At 57.7% G+C, this 21116-nt stretch carries 19 protein-coding genes; 13 read left to right on the top strand and 6 right to left on the bottom strand.

The genetic code is table 11. The features are described 5' to 3' along the window. The first annotated feature begins 22 nt into the window (after window positions 1-22). Complete coding sequence (locus VE23_RS08505; RefSeq protein WP_049867764.1) at window positions 23-1222, top strand: sn-glycerol-1-phosphate dehydrogenase; 1200 nt, start codon at window positions 23-25, stop codon at window positions 1220-1222. A 311-nt stretch (window positions 1223-1533) separates the two neighbouring features. Here the strand turns inward: VE23_RS08505 and VE23_RS08500 are convergent, their stop codons facing one another. Both VE23_RS08500 and VE23_RS08495 read right to left on the bottom strand, forming a co-directional pair. Further along, window positions 1534-2478 (bottom strand): aldo/keto reductase, encoded by a 945-nt coding sequence (locus VE23_RS08500; RefSeq protein ID WP_049867763.1) that lies wholly within the window; start codon window positions 2476-2478, stop codon window positions 1534-1536. 12 nt (window positions 2479-2490) lie between these two features. Next, complete coding sequence (locus VE23_RS08495) at window positions 2491-3510, bottom strand: Gfo/Idh/MocA family protein (protein WP_049867762.1); 1020 nt, start codon at window positions 3508-3510, stop codon at window positions 2491-2493. 122 nt (window positions 3511-3632) lie between these two features. Between VE23_RS08495 and VE23_RS08490 the strand changes: the two genes are divergently transcribed. Beyond that, window positions 3633-4469, top strand: a complete 837-nt coding sequence (locus tag VE23_RS08490; protein WP_048747477.1) for a helix-turn-helix transcriptional regulator — start codon at window positions 3633-3635, stop codon at window positions 4467-4469. A gap of 92 nt (window positions 4470-4561) precedes the next feature. After that, window positions 4562-4960, top strand: coding sequence for a hypothetical protein (locus VE23_RS08485; RefSeq protein ID WP_049867761.1), 399 nt, complete (start codon window positions 4562-4564; stop codon window positions 4958-4960). Window positions 4961-5092: 132 nt separating this feature from the next. Here the strand turns inward: VE23_RS08485 and VE23_RS08480 are convergent, their stop codons facing one another. Next, window positions 5093-6052: an aldo/keto reductase family protein gene (locus VE23_RS08480; RefSeq protein WP_049867760.1), complete on the bottom strand. Its 960-nt coding sequence runs from the start codon at window positions 6050-6052 to the stop codon at window positions 5093-5095. Window positions 6053-6420: 368 nt separating this feature from the next. Here VE23_RS08480 and VE23_RS08475 point away from each other — a divergent pair, with 368 nt between their 5' ends. From VE23_RS08475 to VE23_RS08440, 8 genes are all read left to right on the top strand, one after another. Continuing rightward, window positions 6421-8112, top strand: coding sequence for a carbohydrate-binding protein (locus VE23_RS08475; protein ID WP_083436501.1), 1692 nt, complete (start codon window positions 6421-6423; stop codon window positions 8110-8112). Window positions 8113-8415: 303 nt separating this feature from the next. Then, window positions 8416-9795: an ABC transporter substrate-binding protein gene (locus tag VE23_RS08470; protein ID WP_084781359.1), complete on the top strand. Its 1380-nt coding sequence runs from the start codon at window positions 8416-8418 to the stop codon at window positions 9793-9795. Window positions 9796-9872: 77 nt separating this feature from the next. Then, window positions 9873-10766 carry a carbohydrate ABC transporter permease gene (locus VE23_RS08465; RefSeq protein ID WP_049867758.1) on the top strand — a complete coding sequence of 298 codons (894 nt, stop codon included), beginning with the start codon at window positions 9873-9875 and terminating at the stop codon, window positions 10764-10766. A 12-nt stretch (window positions 10767-10778) separates the two neighbouring features. Then, entirely contained in the window at window positions 10779-11597 is an 819-nt protein-coding gene (locus tag VE23_RS08460) for a carbohydrate ABC transporter permease (RefSeq protein ID WP_021878031.1), read from the top strand. A gap of 45 nt (window positions 11598-11642) precedes the next feature. Continuing rightward, the gene (locus tag VE23_RS08455; RefSeq protein WP_049867757.1) at window positions 11643-14501 is read left to right on the top strand and encodes an alpha-mannosidase; all 2859 of its coding nucleotides are present in this window, start codon (window positions 11643-11645) and stop codon (window positions 14499-14501) included. A 12-nt stretch (window positions 14502-14513) separates the two neighbouring features. Next, entirely contained in the window at window positions 14514-15737 is a 1224-nt protein-coding gene (locus tag VE23_RS08450) for an enolase C-terminal domain-like protein (RefSeq protein ID WP_048747464.1), read from the top strand. A gap of 138 nt (window positions 15738-15875) precedes the next feature. Continuing rightward, a complete protein-coding gene (locus VE23_RS08445) occupies window positions 15876-16730 on the top strand; it encodes an NAD-dependent epimerase/dehydratase family protein (protein ID WP_049867756.1) in 855 nt (284 codons plus the stop codon). Between the two features lie 479 nt (window positions 16731-17209). Then, window positions 17210-17554 (top strand): hypothetical protein, encoded by a 345-nt coding sequence (locus VE23_RS08440; protein WP_049867755.1) that lies wholly within the window; start codon window positions 17210-17212, stop codon window positions 17552-17554. 128 nt (window positions 17555-17682) lie between these two features. Here the strand turns inward: VE23_RS08440 and VE23_RS08435 are convergent, their stop codons facing one another. Beyond that, the gene (locus VE23_RS08435; RefSeq protein ID WP_048747459.1) at window positions 17683-18660 is read right to left on the bottom strand and encodes an alpha/beta fold hydrolase; all 978 of its coding nucleotides are present in this window, start codon (window positions 18658-18660) and stop codon (window positions 17683-17685) included. Between the two features lie 24 nt (window positions 18661-18684). On the opposite strand from VE23_RS08435, the gene VE23_RS27835 reads away from it, so the two are divergent. Then, window positions 18685-18909 carry a LysR substrate-binding domain-containing protein gene (locus VE23_RS27835; protein WP_198156147.1) on the top strand — a complete coding sequence of 75 codons (225 nt, stop codon included), beginning with the start codon at window positions 18685-18687 and terminating at the stop codon, window positions 18907-18909. 3 nt (window positions 18910-18912) lie between these two features. On the opposite strand, the gene VE23_RS08430 is transcribed toward VE23_RS27835, so the two are convergent. Then, on the bottom strand, window positions 18913-19770 hold the full coding sequence (locus VE23_RS08430; protein ID WP_021878024.1) for a LysR family transcriptional regulator: 858 nt from the start codon (window positions 19768-19770) through the stop codon (window positions 18913-18915). Window positions 19771-19871: 101 nt separating this feature from the next. Here VE23_RS08430 and VE23_RS08425 point away from each other — a divergent pair, with 101 nt between their 5' ends. Continuing rightward, window positions 19872-20567 (top strand): flavodoxin family protein, encoded by a 696-nt coding sequence (locus tag VE23_RS08425; protein ID WP_232313131.1) that lies wholly within the window; start codon window positions 19872-19874, stop codon window positions 20565-20567. 30 nt (window positions 20568-20597) lie between these two features. Here the strand turns inward: VE23_RS08425 and VE23_RS08420 are convergent, their stop codons facing one another. Continuing rightward, window positions 20598-21098: a VOC family protein gene (locus tag VE23_RS08420; RefSeq protein ID WP_048747455.1), complete on the bottom strand. Its 501-nt coding sequence runs from the start codon at window positions 21096-21098 to the stop codon at window positions 20598-20600. Window positions 21099-21116: the final 18 nt, after the last annotated feature.

The following is a 21116-nucleotide window of genomic DNA, read 5'->3' as shown; positions in this document are numbered from 1 at the left end:
ATGGAAGGGAGAGAATGCCGGCATGATTCTGCAAGAAATGGCGCAAGGAGCGCTCGCCTTAGGGCGGGACTTGAGCGGCATGACATTCCCGGAAACGATCGACGTCTCGTCCGGGGCGGCAGCCCGGACTGTGGAATTCCTATCGGAGAAAGGGCATCGGAACGCGGTCATGGCATGCGACGCGGCAACGTCGAAAGTTGCGGGAACGATTCTTCTCGATGCGGCGTCAAGCATGAAGCTGGCCCTGCATCCCGTCTTGATCGATGCCAATGCGGCGGGCGACGTCGTCGCGGACGAGGCTTCGGTCGTGCAGCTGCTGCTGTCGGTCCAGCAGCATCGGGCGACGGCCATCGTCGCAGCCGGCTCCGGCACGATCCACGACCTCAGCCGTTATGCCGCCTACACGGCAAGCATTCCTTTCGTAAGCGTGCCGACCGCGCCTTCGGTCGACGGCTTCACCTCGCTCGGGGCTCCTTTGCTCATCCGCGGGATGAAAACGACGGTCTCCGCCGTCGGCCCCTCGGCTTTGTTCGCGGATACGGATCTGCTCCGGGCGGCTCCCGCGCCGCTAGTTGCCGCCGGCTTCGGGGATATGCTCGGCAAATTCACGTCCCTGCTGGATTGGCGGATTGAAGCCCGCCTGGGCTTAAGCCCGTATGATGAATGGGCGGCTGCGATGACGGAGGATGCGCTGGAGTCATGCATCCGACATGCCGGCAGCATCGCAAGCCGCAGCGCCGAAGGAATCACGGCGCTGACCGAAGCCTTGATCCGCTCGGGGCTTGCCATGCTCATACTGGGCTCGTCAAACTGCGCTTCCGGCGCGGAGCACCATCTTTCGCATTATTGGGAGATGGAGCTGCACCGCACGGGGCAGAGGCAGCTGCTGCATGGAGCGAAGGTCGGAGCGGCAAGCGCGCTGATCTCCTCGCTGTACAAACGTATCGCCGCTTCGGCTGATGGCACAGATCGTTATCGTCACGGCGAGGTGGTGGACGCCGCAGGAAGGAAGGCGCTGGAGCGGCATTGGCCGGAAATACAGGAATGGATCGGCAGCCTGCCGGAACCGGGCCGAATCAGGGACTGGCTGCGCTCCGTCGGCGGTCCGGTCTCGGCGCAGGAGCTCGGCCTGCCGGAGCAGCTGGTGGAGAAATCGCTGCGCGAGGCGGACAAGGTCCGGCCGAACCGTTTCACGCTGCTGCGGGCCTATAACCGGTACTGATTCTTGGAAGGGGAAGCTGGCCGTGGTTGCATCCAGGCGGGACAAGCTTCTGCTTTACTCTATCTAATGGTTTTCGCATCTCGCTCGGAAAGTCCTAAGAGGGACATCAGGGAAATGAATAGAAAAGCCCTTCTATCAAGATCATCCGCTTGGTAATGGAATGGAGAGAGGGCAGGCCCGCCAAAAAGGAAAAGGGACGAAGCGGATCAACCATATCCGCTTCGTCCCTTTTGGCGTTTTAGGAATGGAGAGGCTGTCCTGAGGGGCAGCCTCCTTGATTGCCTGCACAAGCTCTCTTTTTCGGGCTATTCTTATCCCGCAACGCTAGCAGCGGTAAGATCCAGCCAGTCCAGCTCGGCGCGCGTCAGCTTGATGGATGTCCCTTCCTGGCAAGAGCGGAGCTCTTGCGCGTTCTGGGCGCCGATCAGCGCGCAGGTCGGGAACGGCTGATTGAGCACATAAGCCAGAGCGATCTGAATGACCGTGACTTCCTTGTCCTTGGCCAGCTGCTCGGCCCGGCGCAGACGCTCCCAGTTGCCGTCGCTGTAGAAGACGCGGACGATGTCGTCGTTGTCGCGCACCTCGGGCGAGAAGCGGCCGGTGAAGAAGCCGCGCGCCTGGGAGGACCAGGACAGCAGGGGCAGCTGCTGCTGCTCATGCCACCGAAGCGTTTCCGCGTCGGCCGACACGCAGCCGTGCCAGAACGGCTCGTTGACCTTGGCGAGGCTCAAGTTCGGGCTGCTGAAGGTGAAGCCGGCAAGGCCATGGGCCGCCGCATATTCATTGGCTTCCTGCAGCCGCTGCCAGGTCCAGTTGGAGCCGCCGATCGCGCCGATGCGGCCGGCTTCGATATGCTCGTTCAGCGCTTCGATGATTTCGCCGACAGGCACGGAAGGATCGTCCCGGTGAAGCGCATACAGCTCCACGTAATCCGTGCGCAGCCGCTCCAGGCTCGTCGTCAGATCGCTGTTGATCGCCTGGCGGTTCACGCGGGGACCGGTATGGTCATGATGGGCGCCCTTCGTCAGGATGACGAGGTCATCGCGGTTGCCGCGCTCCTCCATGTAACGGCCCAGAACCTCTTCGCTCTGGCCGCCGCAATAGATGTGCGCCGTATCCACGGCATTTCCGCCGATGGCGAGGAAGGCGTCGAGATTGGCCGCCGCTTTCTCGTACTGGTCATGCGTAAAGTAGTCGGAGCCCTTCATCAGAATCGAGACGGGCTTGTCGGTTCCCGGGATGAGGATTGTTTTCATGGCATTTCCTCCTTATTGGTGGGTTGCAACCGGTTGCAGGACGATGCGCTTGTCCTCGCGCGCGGATTGCAGGCAGGCTTCCAGAACGCGCATGTTGCGGACCGCATCCTGCGGCGGGAATTTCTGCGGCTCTCCGTGCAGCACCGTACGGGCGAAATCGTCGCATTCCAGCGAGAAATGGTTGATGTGAGGAACTTCGATTTCCTCCCGCTGTCCGTTGACTGTTAAGTAGAAATGGGCTCCGCTGTCCTCCGGAGCGATGAAAGCGGAAGGAACCTCGATGATGCCCTCGGTACCGAGCACCTCGAGCGTATTGCGGAAGGCGCCCCACATGCCGCAGTCGAAGGTAACGCCCAGGCCGCCCGGGAATTCCAGCAATCCTGAAGCCATCATATCGACATCGCCGTGCTGCGGCGAGAACAAAGCTCTGACGGTGACGGCCTCCGGCTCTTGGCCGAGCAGGAGCCGGGCTGCCGTGATGGGATAACAGCCGACGTCGTAGAGGCCGCCGCCTCCCCAGTCCTTGTTGAATCGGACGTTGCCGGAGCTGTTGGAGCTGTTGAACGTGAACGTGCCGTGTATGCTTCTCAGATCGCCGATTTTGCCGGAATCGATAATGCTGCGGATCGTCTCGTAACGGGGATGATGGCGGTACATGAAGGCTTCCGCGAGAATGACGCCGCTCGCGGCCGCTGCTGCAGCCATTTCTTCCGCTTCGGCCGAGGTCAGCGCGATCGGCTTCTCGCACAGCACATGCTTGCCGGCAGCCATGACGCGGATCGCCCACTCGCGGTGCAGATGGTTGGGCAGCGGAATGTAGACCGCCTGGACTTCATCGTCGGCTAACAGCTCCTCATAGCTGCCATAATATCCGGGTATCCCGAATTCATCCGCCGTCCCGCGGGCTTTCCCTTCATCCCGGCTTGCAATGGCTATGACTTCATTGAGCTCGGATTTCATCAGGCCCGGAATGACCGAACCCCTCGCGATCGATGCGGTGCTCAAAATGCCCCATTTCAGCTTCCCGTTCATGGCTCAAACATCTCCTCCTTCAACAACTGCGATTATATTGTCATTATATGAAATGGAAGATAGAATAAAAATAATAATATTTTGAGAGTCATTAGAACAATATTGTCCTGGAGGAGATTTCAATGGAGCGGCAGGCCCATTTATTGACCTGGCCGGATCTTCCGTACTTCGTCTTTCCGGAATCGGTCGGCAGATACACGGAATATCCCACGCATTCGGTGCATCGGGAGGCAGGCGCCCTGAACAACTTCAACATCCATTACGTCGCCTCCGGGCGGGGGTATGTCGAGGTGGAAGGCAAGATCCACGAGCTGGAGCGGGGCGAGGCGGTTCTGTATTTTCCGCTGCAGCGACAGCGGTATTACAGCAGCGCCGAGGAGCCGTGGGATGTGCGCTGGATCCATTTTTATGGCGGCACGCTTCATGATTATATGATCGAAAGGGGCTTCCACAAGAACAATCTGTGGAAGCTGCGCCAGCCCGCCGCCTGGGAGGAGGCTCATCTCGCGCTGCTTCAGGAAGCCGAAGCGAACAGCATGACCCGGCCGGCGCTGCTGTCCACGCTGACGTATGCGGTGCTCGCGGAGTTCGTGCAGCAGGCGGTCAGCCTGACCTCGGGGCGCACGAGCCCGGCAGAGAGCCGCGTCATCGGCCTGCTGCCGCTCATGCAGCAGGAGGCGGCGAAGCCGTTCATCCTTCAGGAATGGGCGGATCGGGCGGAGGTGAGCCCGCATTATTTCTGCAAGCTGTTCAAGAGCGCCATGCAGATGACGCCATCGGACTTCGTGACGCGCGCCCGGCTGCAGATGGCGAAGCAGCAGCTGCTGGAGCGGAAGGACGACAACATCGGAGATATCGCCGTGCGGGCCGGATATCCGAGCGCCAGCTATTTCAACAAGCGGTTCCAGGAGCATGAAGGGATGACGCCGACGGAGTATCGGAGCTTGTTCAACAACTGACTCAGGCTTGGGAAAGGTTCGGACAGAAACATGGAGCCCGCAACCTTGCGCAGCCGCCTTGCGTTTTTGAGAGCAGGGGAGGGATGATTGCGTTGAAGAAGAAGCTCTCGCTGCTCCTTTTCCTGCTGCTCCTATTCCTGTCCGCATATACCGCAGGCTTCATCTGGATAAGGAACGGCGTCCAAAAAATAATAACGATTGGAATGCAAACGGATATAAACTTCGCTCCCTACATGAATGAGCAGGCCTACGACAAGCTGAATCCGCTGAAGCGCGGTTTGGTGCAGTCGCCTTACCGCTACGAGTCGAACAAACATAAAATCTTTTCCATCGTTCCGATTCATTCCTTTTTTGGAGCCTATGTTTATGCCAGGCAGAGCTTTTCCTTCGTAGCCGATGATCATCGGTTCGGATCGGTGGAGACCATCAGGATGAGAGTAAAATGGAAAAACGGACACTGGCATGCGGAAGAGGTGGAAATAAATCCTTGAGCGCCGATGGACGGACTATAATTGTTCTCGTGCAGGAGGCAACTGGCAAAAGAGCGCTCGTCGACGACGGGCGCTCTTTGCTGTGCGGTTAACAGATTGCTGGAATAGGAAAGAAGGTCCGAACGGACTTTTCTATTCTTCCGTTCCCGTCAAAATCGCCTCGATCTTCGCGACGATCTCTTCCGAAAGCTCTACGCCCGAAGCCTTCACATTCTCTTCCAGCTGGGACACCTTCGTCGCTCCGACGAGCGTGCTGGCTACGCTGTCATGGCGCAGAATCCAGGCGAGCGCCAGGCTGGAGAGGGACAAGCCCAGCTCGTTCGCCACGGCGTCCAGCTGGTCGACCTTCCGCAGATGGCTGTCGGTCAGGTAGTTCTTGATCCACATGTTCGTCTTCGGATCGCTCGCGCGGCTGCCCTCCGGAAGCTCCTGGCCGAGCCGGTATTTGCCGGTGAGCACGCCTTGGGCGAGAGGGGAGAACACGACTTGGGAAATGCCGTTCTTCTCGCTGACCGACAGCACGTCCCGCTCGATGGTGCGGTTGAACATGCTGTACTCCGGCTGGTTGACGACGATGCGGTCCAGCAGGTACTTGTCCGCGACCTGAACCGCCTCCTGGATCTGGGCCGCGCTCCATTCGCTGACGCCGACGTACAGCACCTTGCCCTGGCGGACAAAGTCCTCGATCGTGCGCAGCGTCTCCTCCACCGGAGTCTCGGGATCGTAGCGGTGGCAGTAGAAAATGTCGACGTAGTCCTGCTTCAGCCGCTTCAGGCTGGCGTTCAGCTGCTCGACGACATGCTTGCGGGAGAGGCCCCGGTCATTCGGGCCCGAGCCCATCGGCCAGAACGCCTTCGTCGCCAGCACATACGACTCGCGCGGATACGCAGGCAGAATGTCGCCGAGCATGGATTCCGCCGCGCCCTGCTCATACACATTGGCGGTGTCGATGAAGTTGATGCCGAGCTCGAAGGCGCGGTCGACCAGCTTCGCTCCCGTATTTTCACCGACTGTATGTCCGTACGTCATCCAGCTGCCGAGACTGATCTCGCTGACCTTGAGGCCGGAGCGGCCAAGCTTTCTGTATTTCATTCGCTGTCTCTCCTGACATTGAGATATTGGATTCCGTTGTTTCCCGCGCTCAGCATGCAAGGATATGAACGCGTGTTTACAAAGTTTATCACGACTCGGTCCTCCTCACAATAGAGCGTTTTCATTGTACGAGCCGAAAGAGGGGTCAAACCGTATCGATTTGCCCTGAGAAAGATAAATCCGCCCTATAGATGGAAAGGGATTCCATCGCTAAACTGGAGAAAGCAAGCCCGCCGATTTATGAAAGCGCTTGCTGATGCGAAGTCGAGGAGGTGGGGAAGACTGCCGATTCAACGGCAGCCTGCAACAGCGGTCGCCGCCAGACGTCGCCGCCATCCAGCATTCGATCGAGATCAAAGGAGGAACTTATGAACAAATCCCGTCTCTTCAACCGCCGCCGCCTGCTCTCTCTGCTCGTCGCCGTCGCCATGCTGGCAACCGGGATGTCCCTGTCCGCCAGCCAAGCCTCGGCCGCCTCCGCGTTCGCCCAGACAGCCGCCTCCGGCTACAGCAGCCAGTCCGGCATCCAGCTTGAAGCCTCCAGCGAGGGCGGCCAGAACGTCGCCTTCATCGACAACGGCGACTATATCGCCTTCAACGGAGTCGACTTCGGCAGCGGAGCGTCGTCGCTCGATGTCCGCGTCGCCAGCAACAACAGCGGCGGCAGCATCGAGGCGCGCCTGGACAGCGTGTCCGGCACGCTGATCGGAACCTGCGCCGTCCCGGGAACGGGCGGCTGGCAGAACTGGCAGACCAAGTCCTGCTCCGTCTCCGGAGCAAGCGGCGTCCATACGCTTTACCTGAAGTTTACCGGAGGCGCCGGCAACCTGTTCAACATTCTCTGGTTCAAGTTCAATGCGGCTTCGGCGCCAAGCGGCGGAGACGTCGTCGGCAAGCTGTTCGCGGGCTACCAGGGCTGGTTCAATGCCGCAGGCGACGGCTCTCCGAACGGAGGCTGGGTGCACTGGTCCAAAAACAGCAGCGCGCCTGCCGCGACCGGCAACGTCAACTTCGAGCTGTATCCCGACATGAGGGAATATACGAAGTCCTACCAGACCGGACTCGGCAATTTTGGCAACGGATCCTCGGCCAAGCTGTTCTCCTCGTATGACCAGGAGACGGTGAGCAAGCATTTCGAATGGATGAAGACGTACAACATCGACGGAGCGGCCCTCCAGCGGTTCGGGGCGGACGAGAGCGACACGCCGAACAACTGGAAGACGAACCGCGACAGCGTCGCCGTCAAGGTCAAGAACGCGGCGGAGGCGAACAACCGCAAGTTCTACGTCATGTACGACATTACCGGCATGAACGCCTCCAACTGGGTCAATGCCGTCAAGCATGACTGGACGGCCAACGTCGTCAACGCGATGGGACTTCCCTCGTCCAGCGCCTACGCCAAGCAGAACGGCAAAACGGTCGTCTGCATCTGGGGCATCGGCTTCACCGACCGTCCCGGCACGGCCGCCGAGTCGGCGGGGCTGATCAGCTGGTTCAAGCAGCAGGGCGTCTATGTCATCGGCGGCGTGCCGGCCTACTGGCGCACCGGCGTCAACGACTCCAAGGCCGGGTTCCTCGACGTGTACAAGTCGCTGGACATGATCTCCCCGTGGTTCGTCGGCCGCTTTCACGACATGAACGACGCAGACAGCTGGAAGACCAACGTCTGGCAGCCGGACTACACGTTCACGCAGCAGAACAATATCGCCTACCAGCCCGTCATCTGGCCGGGCTCGGCCTGGTCCAACATGACCGGCGGCCCGCGCAACGAGAATCCGCGCATGCACGGCGATTTCATGTGGAGGCAGGCTTACGACATGAAGACGGTCGGCATCAACACCGGCTACGTCGCGATGTTCGACGAGTACGACGAAGGAACGGCCATCGCCAAGATCGCCGAGAACAGCTCCATGATTCCGACGAATCAATACTTCCTGACGCTGGACGCCGACGGCGTGTCGGTATCGTCGGACTTCTACCTGAGGCTCGCGGGGGACATCAACCGCATGTTCAAGGGAGAGCTGCCGGTTACGGCGACCCATCCGACGAGCCACCGCTAAGCAACACAAGCCTCTATGGGACGCTATCGTCCTGTAGAGGCTTTTTCGCGTGGACTCCTACGGATTCCTATTTTCTCCCACCCGGAAATAATCGCTGGGCAAGCTGAGGCATCGCATGAACCGGCTCAAATCCGCGTCCGCGCAAGGTTGAACCGCAGCTTCCCGAGACAAAGCCAAGATCGGCCTGCAAAAGCCAATTCCGCCTCCTGTATGCTTTCCTGTCTCCTGCGCTACGATGAATAGGCGAGGCGGGCAGCCGCCGCAGGAACGACTCCAAGCTAAATACAGAAAAGGTGGTTGGCCATGAACAGAAAAGCAGGTTGTATCCTATCGACGATGACGGCATCCGCTCTCCTGCTGAGCGCTTGCTCGGGCGGCGGAGGCGACGATAACGCTGCGGGCTCCGGCAAGGAGCTGACGATGTGGACCTGGAAGGTGGCGTACACGCCGGGCTTCGAGGCGGCGGCCAAGCTGTACGAGCAGAAGACGGGCGTCAAGGTCAAGATCGACACCTTCACTCCGGACGACACGTACCGCCAGAAGTTCCAGGCGGCGGCCAACTCCAAAAACCTGCCGGATGTCATCAACTGGTGGGCGACCGCGGGCGATTCCATCGAAGGCTCCGTGCTGGAGCTGTCCGGCGAAATCAAGGACGACGTGCTCGGCAAATACGTCGGCACCGCAATGGACCCGATCCGCATCACGCAGAGCCAGGTGGACTCCTGGAAGACGGATAAAAACGCCACGACCGTCCAGAAAGGACTGAAGGTCGGCGAGTTCTACGGCCTGCCGCTCGACATCGGAGGCTTCTTCACCTTCTACGGCAACAAGAAGCTGCTGGAGGAAGCCGGGCTGAAGGCGGAAGCGCCGAAAACCTGGGAGGAATTCGTCTCCATGATGGAAGCCGTCAAGGCGAAAAGCGGAACGCCGGGCCTCGTGTTCGGCGCGAAAATTCCGGATCTGTGGGAGAACTGGGCCGGCTCCGCGCTTTCCATCATGCATGGCGGACCGCAGGGCTACATCGATCTGCTGGAGCGCAAGGCCAAGATGAGCGATCCCGCCAACCTGCCGGTCGTCAAGGCGATGGAGACGCTGGCGGGCAAGGAACTGCTCATGCCGGGCGTCCTGTCGACCGACATCGACGGCGCCGACCAGGCGTTCGCGGCGGGCAAGGCGGCGTTCGACCTCGGCGGCTCCTTCACGATGTCGACGCTGCTCGCGATGGGCATGAAGCCGGAGGATATCATCACGTTCCCGGTGCCGCCGCTGGAAGGCTCCAAAATCCAGGCCTGGACGACCGATCCGTTCACCCTGACGCAGCTGTCCGTCAATAAGGATTCCAAAAACCGAGAAGCGGCGCTTGATTTCATCACCTTCATGACGACCGATCCCGAAGCGGCCGTCGCCTTCGCGAACGGCGCCTACACCGTGCCGGCCGTAAATCTCGGCGACCATGCCAAGAATCTCGATCCGAACCTGAAGTCCATCTCCGACACTTTCGCCAAGGAGCCTGGACCGTATTCCGAAGCTTCGCCGGCCATCAATTCCCTGCGCGGCAAGCATAAGGAATGGGAAGTGTACGCCCAGGCGCTGCAGTCGGTCATCGAGAAGAAGCTGACGGCGGAGCAGGCGGCGGGGAAATTCGACGACACGATGGCGAAGCTTGAGGCAAGCGGCAACTAAGTCCCGATCCATCCGGCCGGCCGGCGCATCCAGCGCCGGCCGGCCGTTACTCCAAGAGCCTGAAGGTGATTTTTGAGATGGTAACGACAAAAAACAAATGGGTGCCGTATCTGTTCCTGCTGCCCGGCGTGCTGCTGTTTCTCGGCGTCGGGGTGTATTCGGTCGGCTTCTCCATCCTGCTCAGCTTCTACAACTGGTCGGGCATCGACTTCTCGACGGCGCGCTTCGAGGGGCTGGCGAACTTCCGCCAGTTCCTGCTCGGCGACGACCCGATCGTCACGCAGAACTTCTACAAGGCGCTGCTGCACAACGCGCTGATCGCCGTCTTCCAGGTGGTCATCGTCGTGCCGGCGGCGCTCGTGCTGGCGTTCACCTTGCAGAACACGAAGATGGCCGCGATGTACCGCACCGTCTATTTCTTGCCCATGATTGCGTCCGGTGTCGCGATTTTCTACGTCTGGAAAGGGCTGTTCGAGCCCGCCGGCGCGCTCAATGCGCTGTTCCAATGGATCGGCCTGGACTTCCTCGTCATTCCCGGAGGCATGCTCGGCAGCTCGTCGACCTCGCTCATGGGCATCATCCTGACGACGATCTGGGGCGGCCTTCCGGGCACGCTCATCCTGTATTACGCGGGACTTACATCCATCGACCCGACCCTCTACGAGGCGGCCAGCGTGGACGGGGCGAGCAAGACGACCCTCATCCGCAAGATTACATGGCCGCTGCTCAAGCCGATCACGCTGATCGCGGTCATCCAGATGATCAACGGGGCTTTTCAGACGTTCGAGAACGTATTCATCATGACCGGCGGGGGACCGGGCGGCAGCTCGGAGGTCATCGGAACTCTCGTGTACCGCACCGCGTTCCTCGACAACGACTACGGCCTGGCAAGCGCGATCGGATGGGTCTCCTTCCTCGTAACGGGAGTCATCGCCATCTTCAGCATCCGCTCCTTCCAGGCGGACATATAGGAGGGGACCCGCATGGTCAAATACTTGAAGCATATCCTACTCGTCATCTACGGCGTCACCTGCGTGTACCCGTTTCTATGGATGATCGGGACGTCTCTCAAGACGACCCAGGACTCGCTCGCGAATCCGCAGTCTCCCTTCCCCAAGGCCGCGCCTCTTTGGTCCAACTTCGGGGAGGTGTGGAGCAAGCTGAACTTCTACCAGTTCTTCGTCAACAGCGTCGTCGTCAGCCTCTTCGTCATCCTCGGCGTCGTCGTCATCTACACGATGATGGGGTATTCGTTCGCGAAGTTCCGGTACAAGGGCAAAAAAATCTTCTATTACACGTTCATCGCGCTGCTGCTCGTGCCGGGCGTGACGACGCTGATTCCGCTCTATATCAACATGACGAACCTCGGCCTGCAAAACTCGTACATCGGCATGATCCTCCCCATGATCAACGGGGCGGCGCCTTTCGCGATTTTCCTGTTCACGAGCTATTTCCGGACGATCTCGCATGAGCTGTACGAGAGCGCCGTGCTCGACGGCTGCGGCAGCTTCAAGATCTACTGGCGCATCTACCTGCCGCTCGCCCTTCCGGCGATCGGCACGATCGCGATCCTGAACTTCATCGGCAGCTGGAACAACATCCTCTGGCCGATGATCATCGTCGACAAGCAAAGCATGTTTACGCTTCCGATGGGGCTCATGTACCTGGACTCCTCGTCGTTCAAGAAGTGGAACGAGCTCATGGCCGGCGCGCTGATCACCGTCATTCCGATTCTGATGGCGTTCCCGTTCATGCAGAAAATGTACGTGAAGGGCATGACGGTCGGTTCGGTCAAGATGTAAGCGGATCTAAGCCAGCGAATATACAGAGATAGGATGATCGGCGAAATGAAGACGAAAACAGCGCATGTCATCGCGCATTCGCATTGGGACCGGGAGTGGTATCTCCCGTTCGAGACGCACCGGCTGCAGCTCGTGCAGCTGATGGACGATCTGATCGAGACGTTCCGCGACGATCCGGACTTCAGCAGCTTCCATCTCGACGGGCAGTACATCGTATTGGAGGACTACCTGGCTGTGAAGCCAGAGCGCGAGGCGGAGGTGCGGCAGCTCGTCCAGCAGGGCAGGCTTGTCGTCGGCCCGTGGTATATTCTCCAGGATGAGTTCCTCGTGAGCAGCGAGGCCAACGCCCGCAACCTGCTCATCGGGATCAAGGCCTCGGAGAAGTTCGGCGGCGTCGCCGAGATCGGGTATTTCCCCGATTCCTTCGGCAATATGGGGCAGGCTCCACAGCTGATCGCGCAGGCGGGCATCAAGACGGCCGTGTACGGACGCGGAGTCAAGCCGGTCGGCTTCAACAATGAGGTGCAGGAGGGCGGCGAGCATACGTCGCGGTTCTCCGAGATGTACTGGGAATCGCCGGACGGCACGCGGGTGCTGGCGATCCTGTTCGCCGGCTGGTACAACAACGGCGTGGAGATTCCAGCGGAGCCGGAGGCGGCGCGGGAATATTGGGAGCGCAAGCTGGCGGATGCCGAGGCGTTCGCCTCGACGGATCAGCTGCTGTTCATGAACGGCTGCGACCACCAGCCGCTGCAGAAGGATCTGTCCGAGGCGCTGCGCACCGCCGCCGAGGTCAGGCCGGACGTCGAGTTCCGGCAGTCGAGCTTCCCTCAGTACGTCGCGGCGCTGGAGGCGGAGCTGCCCCGGGATCTCGATATCGTCAAGGGCGAGCTGCGCAGCCAGTTCACGGACGGCTGGATCACGCTCGTGAACACCGCCTCGGCGAGGGTGTACATCAAGCAGGCCAACGCGCGTGTGCAGACGCTGCTGGAGAAGGTGGCGGAGCCGCTGTCGGCGATGGCGATGCTCGCAGGCGCCGCCTATCCGCGGGAAGAGCTGCTGTACGCCTGGAAAACGCTGCTGCAGAACCATCCGCATGACAGCATCTGCGGCTGCAGCGTGGACGAGGTCCATCGCGAGATGATGACCCGCTTCGCCAAGGCGGGGCAGGTCGCGGAGGCCGTCGCGCGGCGCAGCGCGGAGTGGCTGGCTGCACAGGTGGACACGTCCGGCTTCCGCGAAGGTTCGCGTCCGTTCGTCGTGTTCAACACGTCGGGCCATGCCCGGGGAGGCGTAGTGAAGGCGGCGGTCGACCTGGAGCGGTTTTATTTCGACCATCGTCAGCCGCATGAGCGGTACGGCGAGCTGGAGCCGGCGTTCGAGTCGTTGAGTCTCGACGATTGGATCGTCGTCGATGAGGCGGGGAGGCAGGTTCCGGCCGAGCTGCGCAAGGTCGGCCTGGAATTCGGCTACGACCTGCCGGGGGACCGCTTCCGCCAGCCGTACTGGGCGTTCCGCGTCGAGGCCGAGCTGCATGCCGAGCCGCTGCCGGGCATCGGGTATCGGACGTATGCGGTTGTGCCTTCCGGGGAAGGGACGGTGGCTTTGCATGACAGCGGCGGCTTGGCTGCATCGGGACGCGTCATTGAAAATGGGCAGGTTCGTATCAAGGTTGCCGAGGACGGCTCCTTTACGCTGACGGATAAAGGGAACGGCCGCGTTTATGCCGGTCTCGGCGTTTACGAGGATACGGGCGACATCGGCAACGAGTACATGTACCGGCAGCCGGACGGCGAGCAGCCGCTGACGACCCGGGAACTTCAGGCGGAGGTTCGTGTTGCGGAGCATACGGCTGTGCGGGCCGTTCTGGAAATCGTCCACCGCTGGCAGCTGCCGGCCGGAGCGGACGAGACGCTGGACCGCGAGGTCGCGTCCATGGTTCCGTTCCGCTGCCGCAAGTCCCGGCGCGTAGAGGAAACGGCTGAGGTGAAGATCGTCACGAGACTGGCGCTGGAGCGGGGTTCGCGCTCGGTCGCGATCTCCAGCACGGTCGACAACACGGTCCGCGACCATCGGATCCGCATGCTGTTCCCGACGGGACTTGCGGCGGACGCCGTGACGGCGGATTCCATCTACGAGCTGGCCCGCCGTCCGATCAAGCCGGAGTCGGCCTGGACCAATCCGAGCAACGCCCAGCATCAGAACGCGTTCGTCAGCATCAGCGACGGCTCGGCCGGACTGACCGTCGCCAACATCGGCCTGAACGAGTATGAGGCGCTGGAGGAAGGCTCGACGCTCGCCGTGACGCTGCTGCGCGGCACGCGGGAGCTCGGCGATTGGGGCGTCTTCCCGACACCGGAAGCTCAATGCCTGGGCGTGCACACGCTGGAAATGAAGCTCATCGTCCATGACGGCGATGTTGCGGAGTCGGGAGCCTTCGTCGAGGCGTACCAGTTCCCGGTGCCGTGGACGGCGGTCCAGACCGGCGAGCATGGCGGAGCCCTCCCGGCTTCGCGGGAGATGGTCGCTTGGCATGGCGAAGGCCTCGCGTTCAGCGCGCTCAAGGCGGGCGAGGACAGCGACGACCTGTTCCTGCGCGTGTTCAACGTAAAGGGGGAAGAGACCGCTCTTAAGGTCAAGTCCATACTCCTTGAGGGAGCGGATTTGTCCGAGGGAATGAGTATGGATGGTACGGGCCCGTCGGGTTGCCGTAATCACGATGCGACCGCATGTGCTGCGGATATTCCTTTCAATGAAAGCTCGATCATGGATGACGTGGACAACCCGATGTATGAGAGCACAATCATGGAAGAAGTCGGCGCGGCTCTGGCAAGCTCCCAAGGGGAGTTCATCCAGGCTGTCGGACCGGCCAAGATCGTCACGGTCGGCATTCGCCGTCCGTAAGGAGGGATCGCAATGGCCAGGATCAGGGATATCCAGTGCATCCGCACGAGAGAGAACGGCTGCTGGACGATCGTGAAGGTCGTCACCGACCAGGACGGGCTGTACGGGCTTGGCTCCGCCTCGGATCTGTACAACCCGGAGGCGGTCGTGCAGGTGATCGAGCAGCTGCTGAAGCCGCTGCTGATCGGCAAGGACGCCGCCAACATCGAGGATCTGTGGAATGTGATGAGCCTCAGCGCCTACTGGCGCAGCGGCGGCATCCTGCAGACGGCCGTCGGCGGCATCGACATGGCGCTGTGGGACATCAAAGGAAAGGAAGCGGGCTTGCCGGTGTACCAGCTGCTCGGAGGAGCGGCCCGTGCGGCCGTGCCTTGCTACGGGCATGCGGGCGGGCGAGATCTAGCCGAGCTCAAGGAAGACGTGCATCGCTTCATCGAGGAGGGCTACACCGTTATCCGCGTGCAGATGGGCGGCTACGGGGGCGGCGGCTTCATCGACGCCTCGCGTGCTCGGCTGCCAGAGAATGCATGGTCGAGGAATCAGGTTTTCGACGAGCAGGCCTATGTGTCCGCCATACCCCGGATGTTCGAGGGGCTGCGGCTGGAGTTCGGGCCGGATGCGCAGTTCACGCATGACGTGCATGAGCATCTGTCTCCGGTCCAGGCGATCCAGCTGGCGCGGAATCTGGATCCTTATCGATTGTTTTTCCTGGAGGACGCGCTTCCGCCTGAACAGCTTGGCTGGTACCGCCATCTGCGGGCTTCCTGCTCCACGCCCCAAGCGGTAGGCGAGCAGTTCACCAACGTGCAGGAGTGGCTGCCCCTGATCTCCGAGCGGCTGATCGACTTCATCCGCGTCCGCCTGTCCAAGGCGGGCGGCATCAGCGCCTGCCGCAAAATCGCCGCCGTCGCAGAGGCGTTTGGCGTCCGCACCGCCTGGCAGGAGGGCGGGGAGAACGATCCCGTCAACCAGGCGGCGGCGGTCCATCTGGACATGGCGCTGTGGAACTTCGGCATTCAGGAGGTGAACCATTTCCGGCCGGAGGAGCGGGAAGCTTTTCCGGGATTGATCGAGCGAAAAGGCGGCTACCTGTATCCGAACGACAAGCCGGGACTCGGACTGGAGCTGGATGAAGTCCAAGCTGCGGGCCTGCTGCGCAAAGGCTGGGACAGCTCGAAGTACCATCATCCGTATGCGCTGGACCGCAAGGCGGATGGGACGCTGGTACGGCCTTGATGGCGGCTGTTTCTTGGAGTAGGAGCATTCAAGTACGGTGAAGAACGTCAGCCAGGCAGACCCGCTCTACACGATGTTTTTTTGAGCAGCTGTACAGATCGGGCTGAAGTGCGGGGACAAGCGAAGAGGAGGCGCCACATGAAAACAGTCGCGGTAACGGGAGGCAGCGGCAAGCTGGGCTCGGAGGTCGTGCGCCAGCTGAAGGAAGCCGAATTCGACGTCGTTTCGCTGGATAGCCGCATTTCAGATAAGCTGCCTTGCAGGCAGCTTCAGGTAGACATGAACGATTTGGGGCAGGTGATGAGCGCCCTGCGCGGAGCGGAGGGCATCGTCCATCTGGCAGCGATACCGGCGCCGGTCGGGTTCCCGCATAACCATATCTTCGCCAACAACGTCATCGGGGGCTTCAACATTTTGGAGGCTGCTTCGCTGCTTGGAATTAATCGAGTTGTCATGGGATCGAGCACGTCCTGCTATGGCTTCGCGTGGGCGGAGAAGCCCTTTGCGCCGGCTTATCTGCCAGTCGATGAGGATCATCCCCATCTGGCCCAGGAAGGCTACGGCCTGTCCAAGACGCTGAACGAGCAGACGGCGGCGATGTTCAGCCGCCGCAGCGGGCTGGAGGTCGTCAGCCTCCGATTCTCCCTGATCGCGGCTCCGCAGGAGCATGATCATTTGCGGGAGGCGATGAAGCGGCCGGAGGCTTTTCGGAAGATCCTTTGGAGTTATGTAGATCTACGGGACGCCGCCGCGGCTTGTGTTCTGGCCTTGACGGCGGAGGGGATCCAGGGAGCGGAAGTGCTGAATATAACCGGGGATGATACGCTGAGCGAGCTGGATACGGCGGAGCTGGTGAAGAATTATTATCCCGAGGTGAAGGAGTTTAAGAAGGAGCTGACAGGGCGGGAGCCGCTGTTCAGCAATGAGCGGGCGAAGCGGGTTTTAGGTTGGGTGCCGGGATATTGTTGCGGAAATAACTATATGGACGATTAAGATAGCTGCACTCAGCAAATGCACACGGTTGGAACACCATAATGATTTCAAGTCCGCATAAAAGCGGGCTTTTTTCTTTACAAACATAAACCTAGGTTGCTCGGAAGTGTTGCTATATGGAATGACAACGAGCATACCGAGAGTGCTCAATACTCAGTAGTTAAGTTACGCGGGGTCCAGTTTAAGATTAAGAGTAGTGAACCCTACCATAAGTGACGGCGAAAAGTTTGAGTGACAAAAAAGGGGGAGAGGATTGATTGTAGGAGTGATGGAAGAAGCTTATCCCCCTAGAGATGGACTGTAGGGGGATTTTTGTACGACCCAATAAGATCATGTTTTCCAATTTAACGGTATGATTGTACTGACCGCGAGCAGCTTGTTCCATTAAGGACACGAGGCGAAATAATAGTTATAATGAACGGCTCTTAAGTGTAGGACATCAGTCGAACTCATATTTATGGGAAGTCATCGATAATTTCATGTCGATCTCAGATAAGACTAGAAAGTATTATGGGGTAGATCAGGAAATAGATGTTCCATATGCAAGCAAGCTAGAACTAATTATTGATGAGACTGAGAAAGATGATTCGTCCATTGTCGGCGAGGAATGCCATATTCTTTCTGGACAGAAGAATGGGCCTAGACATGGTCAAAACCGTCCTAAAGATGAAATGGATACTTATGATAGCTTAATTCGGTTATGTCGCATTCATTACAAGATGATTGATGACCAAATTGAGACATTTACCGTATCTTTTCAATTCTTTTTGGCCACCACTTTTAAGAAGGATGTAGTGTCTAGAGTTTCAAACACTAGAGCGTAAATGTCTTTAGGCGACATTTCTAATAAATAGTTCTTCCAAGAAAAACAGCTCTTTCTGGCGAGTACTGTACATAGGGAGTACAACCTTCTCTGAACCTCAAGCCCAGCAAGGCTATTGATTTATGAAATTCAATTGGACAGAAGATTATTTAGTGCATCATTAATAAAAGAGATATCAGGCTGATGAATACCCCTTCCAGCAAAATGTCCCCAAATGGAGTCTATTGGATGTATGCATGCGTTCGGCATATGATCGGCTTCGTACATGCTATCATCGTGCGTAAAATAGAGATCTGTTTTTCCTGGCATAATGCAGGCTTGGGCCTTGATGCTTTGGAGTGCCTGATTGAAATCACCCTTGTACAAGGGATTATTGCTGATGTCGGCATGTTGCCCTGTCCGAATCATTGCCAATAAGTTGCAAGGGTCAAGCGCAAGAAAGTTTTGCTCCCAGAAACCGGCAATAAACTCATCTAATGAATCGTACCCTAGCTCCTTGTAGCAGCTATTACGATAGAACGCATGCGAGAGTCCCCATCCGGCGTAAATACGTCCTACGGTTCGTAAGCTTGTGCTCGTGTCGTCAGTCTCCAGTGGAGCCTTTACACCTTCAAAGAAGGCATAGGTGTGAGGCCAAGTCTTGGCTGTTCCGTTAAAAGGTGCTATCCGTTGAACCATATTGGGATAAGCGGCTCCCCATTCAAAGGCTTGCATAGCTCCTAATGACCAGCCTGTGACCAGAGCAATCTTCTTAATCCCTAGTTTGTACATCATGAGATGGTGCTGTATTCGCACATTGTCATAGATCGTAATGAGAGGAAATGAGTTCTTATCTGACGGTATTTCCATGTTGCTAGGGGATGAAGACAAGCCGTTTCCTAACAGATTTGGAACCATAATAAAGTATTTATTTGGATCCAGTGCCATACCTTCGCCGATCAACCATTCATTGCTTCGATGGGTATCGCCCAGAGCTGTAGGATACAAAATAACATTGTTCTTCTCAGCATTCAAAGTCCCATAAGTTTTGTATGCGAGAAAAGCGTTATTCAGCACTGCACCTGACTGCAGGGTATAATCGCCTAGCTCCAAAATTTCATATTCCATGATAAAGTCCCTCCTAAAACAGAATTGATTTTCGATCAGGCATTAGCTCGGGAAGGAATCGTTAGATTACATATGAATTTGGAATTTTCAAGTGCTGAAGCAATAAAACAATGCGCAATGTCCGGCATCGGAATTGCATTTCTTCCTCAACTGGCCGTATCGGGTGAGTTTGAAAGAGGAGAACTACCTATCCTTCCTTGCGAAATGACAGAACTTAGAGTAGCGACACAGACGGCCTGGCATAAATAAATTTCAATCAAGGCCAGCGATCTTCACCATTTCTACGAAAGCTGTCAAAGCTTTACTGGAAAATGGAGCATTCCGGCGAACCAGGTTTGTCTGCGTACACCTGAACGCTGCCGGAAGCGTGAATGCACCCAGCGACTTGTAGGCTCCAGTCAGCACGGATTGAGGCAGCAGCGTAGCAGCAAGACCGGACCGCACACAACTCAGCAGCGTTTCCAACGAGCTGATTTCAATCATCTTCACCAGAGGTGTTCCTTTGCTGCCAAGCCACTCCTCCAAAATAGCCCTGAATGGACATCCCTTCGGAAAAACAGCCCATTTCGTCTTCGACAGGTCCGGGTAAACCTCATCTGTTTTTTGGGTCAGCAGCTTGACCTGCTCCTGCATCGTATATTCACAAATCAACTGAGGCGACTTGATATCGCCAGTGATGAAGGCGCCATCCAATTGATAGTTTAGTACCTTTGCAAGAAGCTCCGATGAGGTTCCAGTTATTAGGGAAAGCGATACATCCGGGTATTGCAATTGAAAATCTGATAAGATGTTCATAAAATTTCCGCATGTAACGGTCTCTACAACGCCGATCGCTAAGGGGCCGCTTGGATAAGATGTCTCCCGGACCTCTTTAACCGCTTCTTCGGACAAATTCATAATCGTTAGCGCATATTTGCGTAATACGATCCCCTTTTCAGATAGTGTGACGCCTTTGGAATGTCTGTGGAACAACGCTACCCCCAATTCAGACTCCAGCTTACGGATTCGCGCGGTAACATTCGACTGCACGTACTCCAATCGTTCAGCTGCCCGCGAAATACTGCCTTCTTCTGCAATGCTCAAAAATACTTTGAGATCAATCAGTTCCACGGTTTCTCCTCCAAAGGGATATCAGAAATAATGATACAAATATCAATATCGATCATTATTCAATTTGCAATTTCATTATTACAATGAGGATAAGAAAAGCGTTGAACCTAAAACCGCATTGGAAAGGGGAAATAGAATTGAATAACCATTCACCAAAGCTGCTTATCCTCGTTGGCAGCCCGCGACGCAAAGGGAATTCTGCCGCGCTTGCAGCAGCTGTTCAGCGTGGGGCGGAGCAGGTGAGGACTCAGGTATCGTTGCGGTTCATTGACTCGTACATTTCAAGCTTTCTCCATGATTGCCGGACCTGTCGTCTTCCGGACAGCGAGTGCGCTATTGCCGACCAGTACCGGACGCTGTTTTTCGATGACTTTCTACCGGCCGACGGTGTGGTGTTCTGTTCCCCGGTGTACTGGTACGGCTTATCGGCTCAGACAAAAGCGTTCTTCGATCGCACATTCTGCTATTATGCAGCGTCGTACTCGGAATCGGCCCATGTTATGGAGAGGATGTCCCGCAAGCGCATTGGCCTTGCGCTGGCTTCCGAGGAGACTTATCCGGGCGCCTCGCTCGGCATTATCCATCAAATTCAGGAGTATTCCCGCTACACAGACTCCGAATTTGTTGGTGTCGTGCGAGGCTTCGGCAACAGCCGCGGCGAGGTGGTGAATGACCCAAGTTCTCCGGTTACCGCCGCCGAGCAGCTTGGCCGTGAATTTTTCCGGAGCAAATATTCCGATTACCGCTTAGACACCCAAAGGAGCGGGCGAGTGTGGCCTTCGGATTCGACTCATTAGTTGCTCCTGAAAAAGTCCAAAATGGGTCTTTCAGCTCTTTTCCACATCCGTCAAAAATGAGTTAAAGCTCTTCTGGGCATATTCCATAGCATCAATATACTCTTGCTGTTTTGACCGCTCTATCATTTCTTCAGGACTAACGTCCTCTATTTTGGATGTTATCCACCATATATTCCCGAACGGATCAACTACTCTTCCGCCTCGTTCCCCCCATGCCTGGGTTATCACTCTCGTCATGGATGTAGCGCCGGCCTTGATGGCCTGAGCAAAAATTTCATCGCTGTCACCCACATACAGACGGATCAAGCAAGGAAACGACGGCCATTCGGCAGGAGAATCGAACATTAGAATCTTTGAATCGCCGATGCGCACCTCTGCATGACCTATGCTTCCGTCAGCATTGTATACCCGGCCAAGTTCCTGTGCATTAAATGCGGAAGCCAAAAAAGCAATCAATTTTTCTGTGCTTTTTGTAGTGACCCAGGGGGTAATGGTATGGTTCTCAGGTTGCAGCATTTGGTTCTCGTTCATTCGGCTCAACCTCCAATG

The sequence above is a fragment of the Paenibacillus sp. D9 genome (assembly GCF_001188365.1).
Taxonomy (GTDB): Bacteria; Bacillota; Bacilli; order Paenibacillales; family Paenibacillaceae; genus Paenibacillus_O; species Paenibacillus_O humicus.
This window is presented reverse-complemented; position numbering and strand designations above follow the sequence as displayed.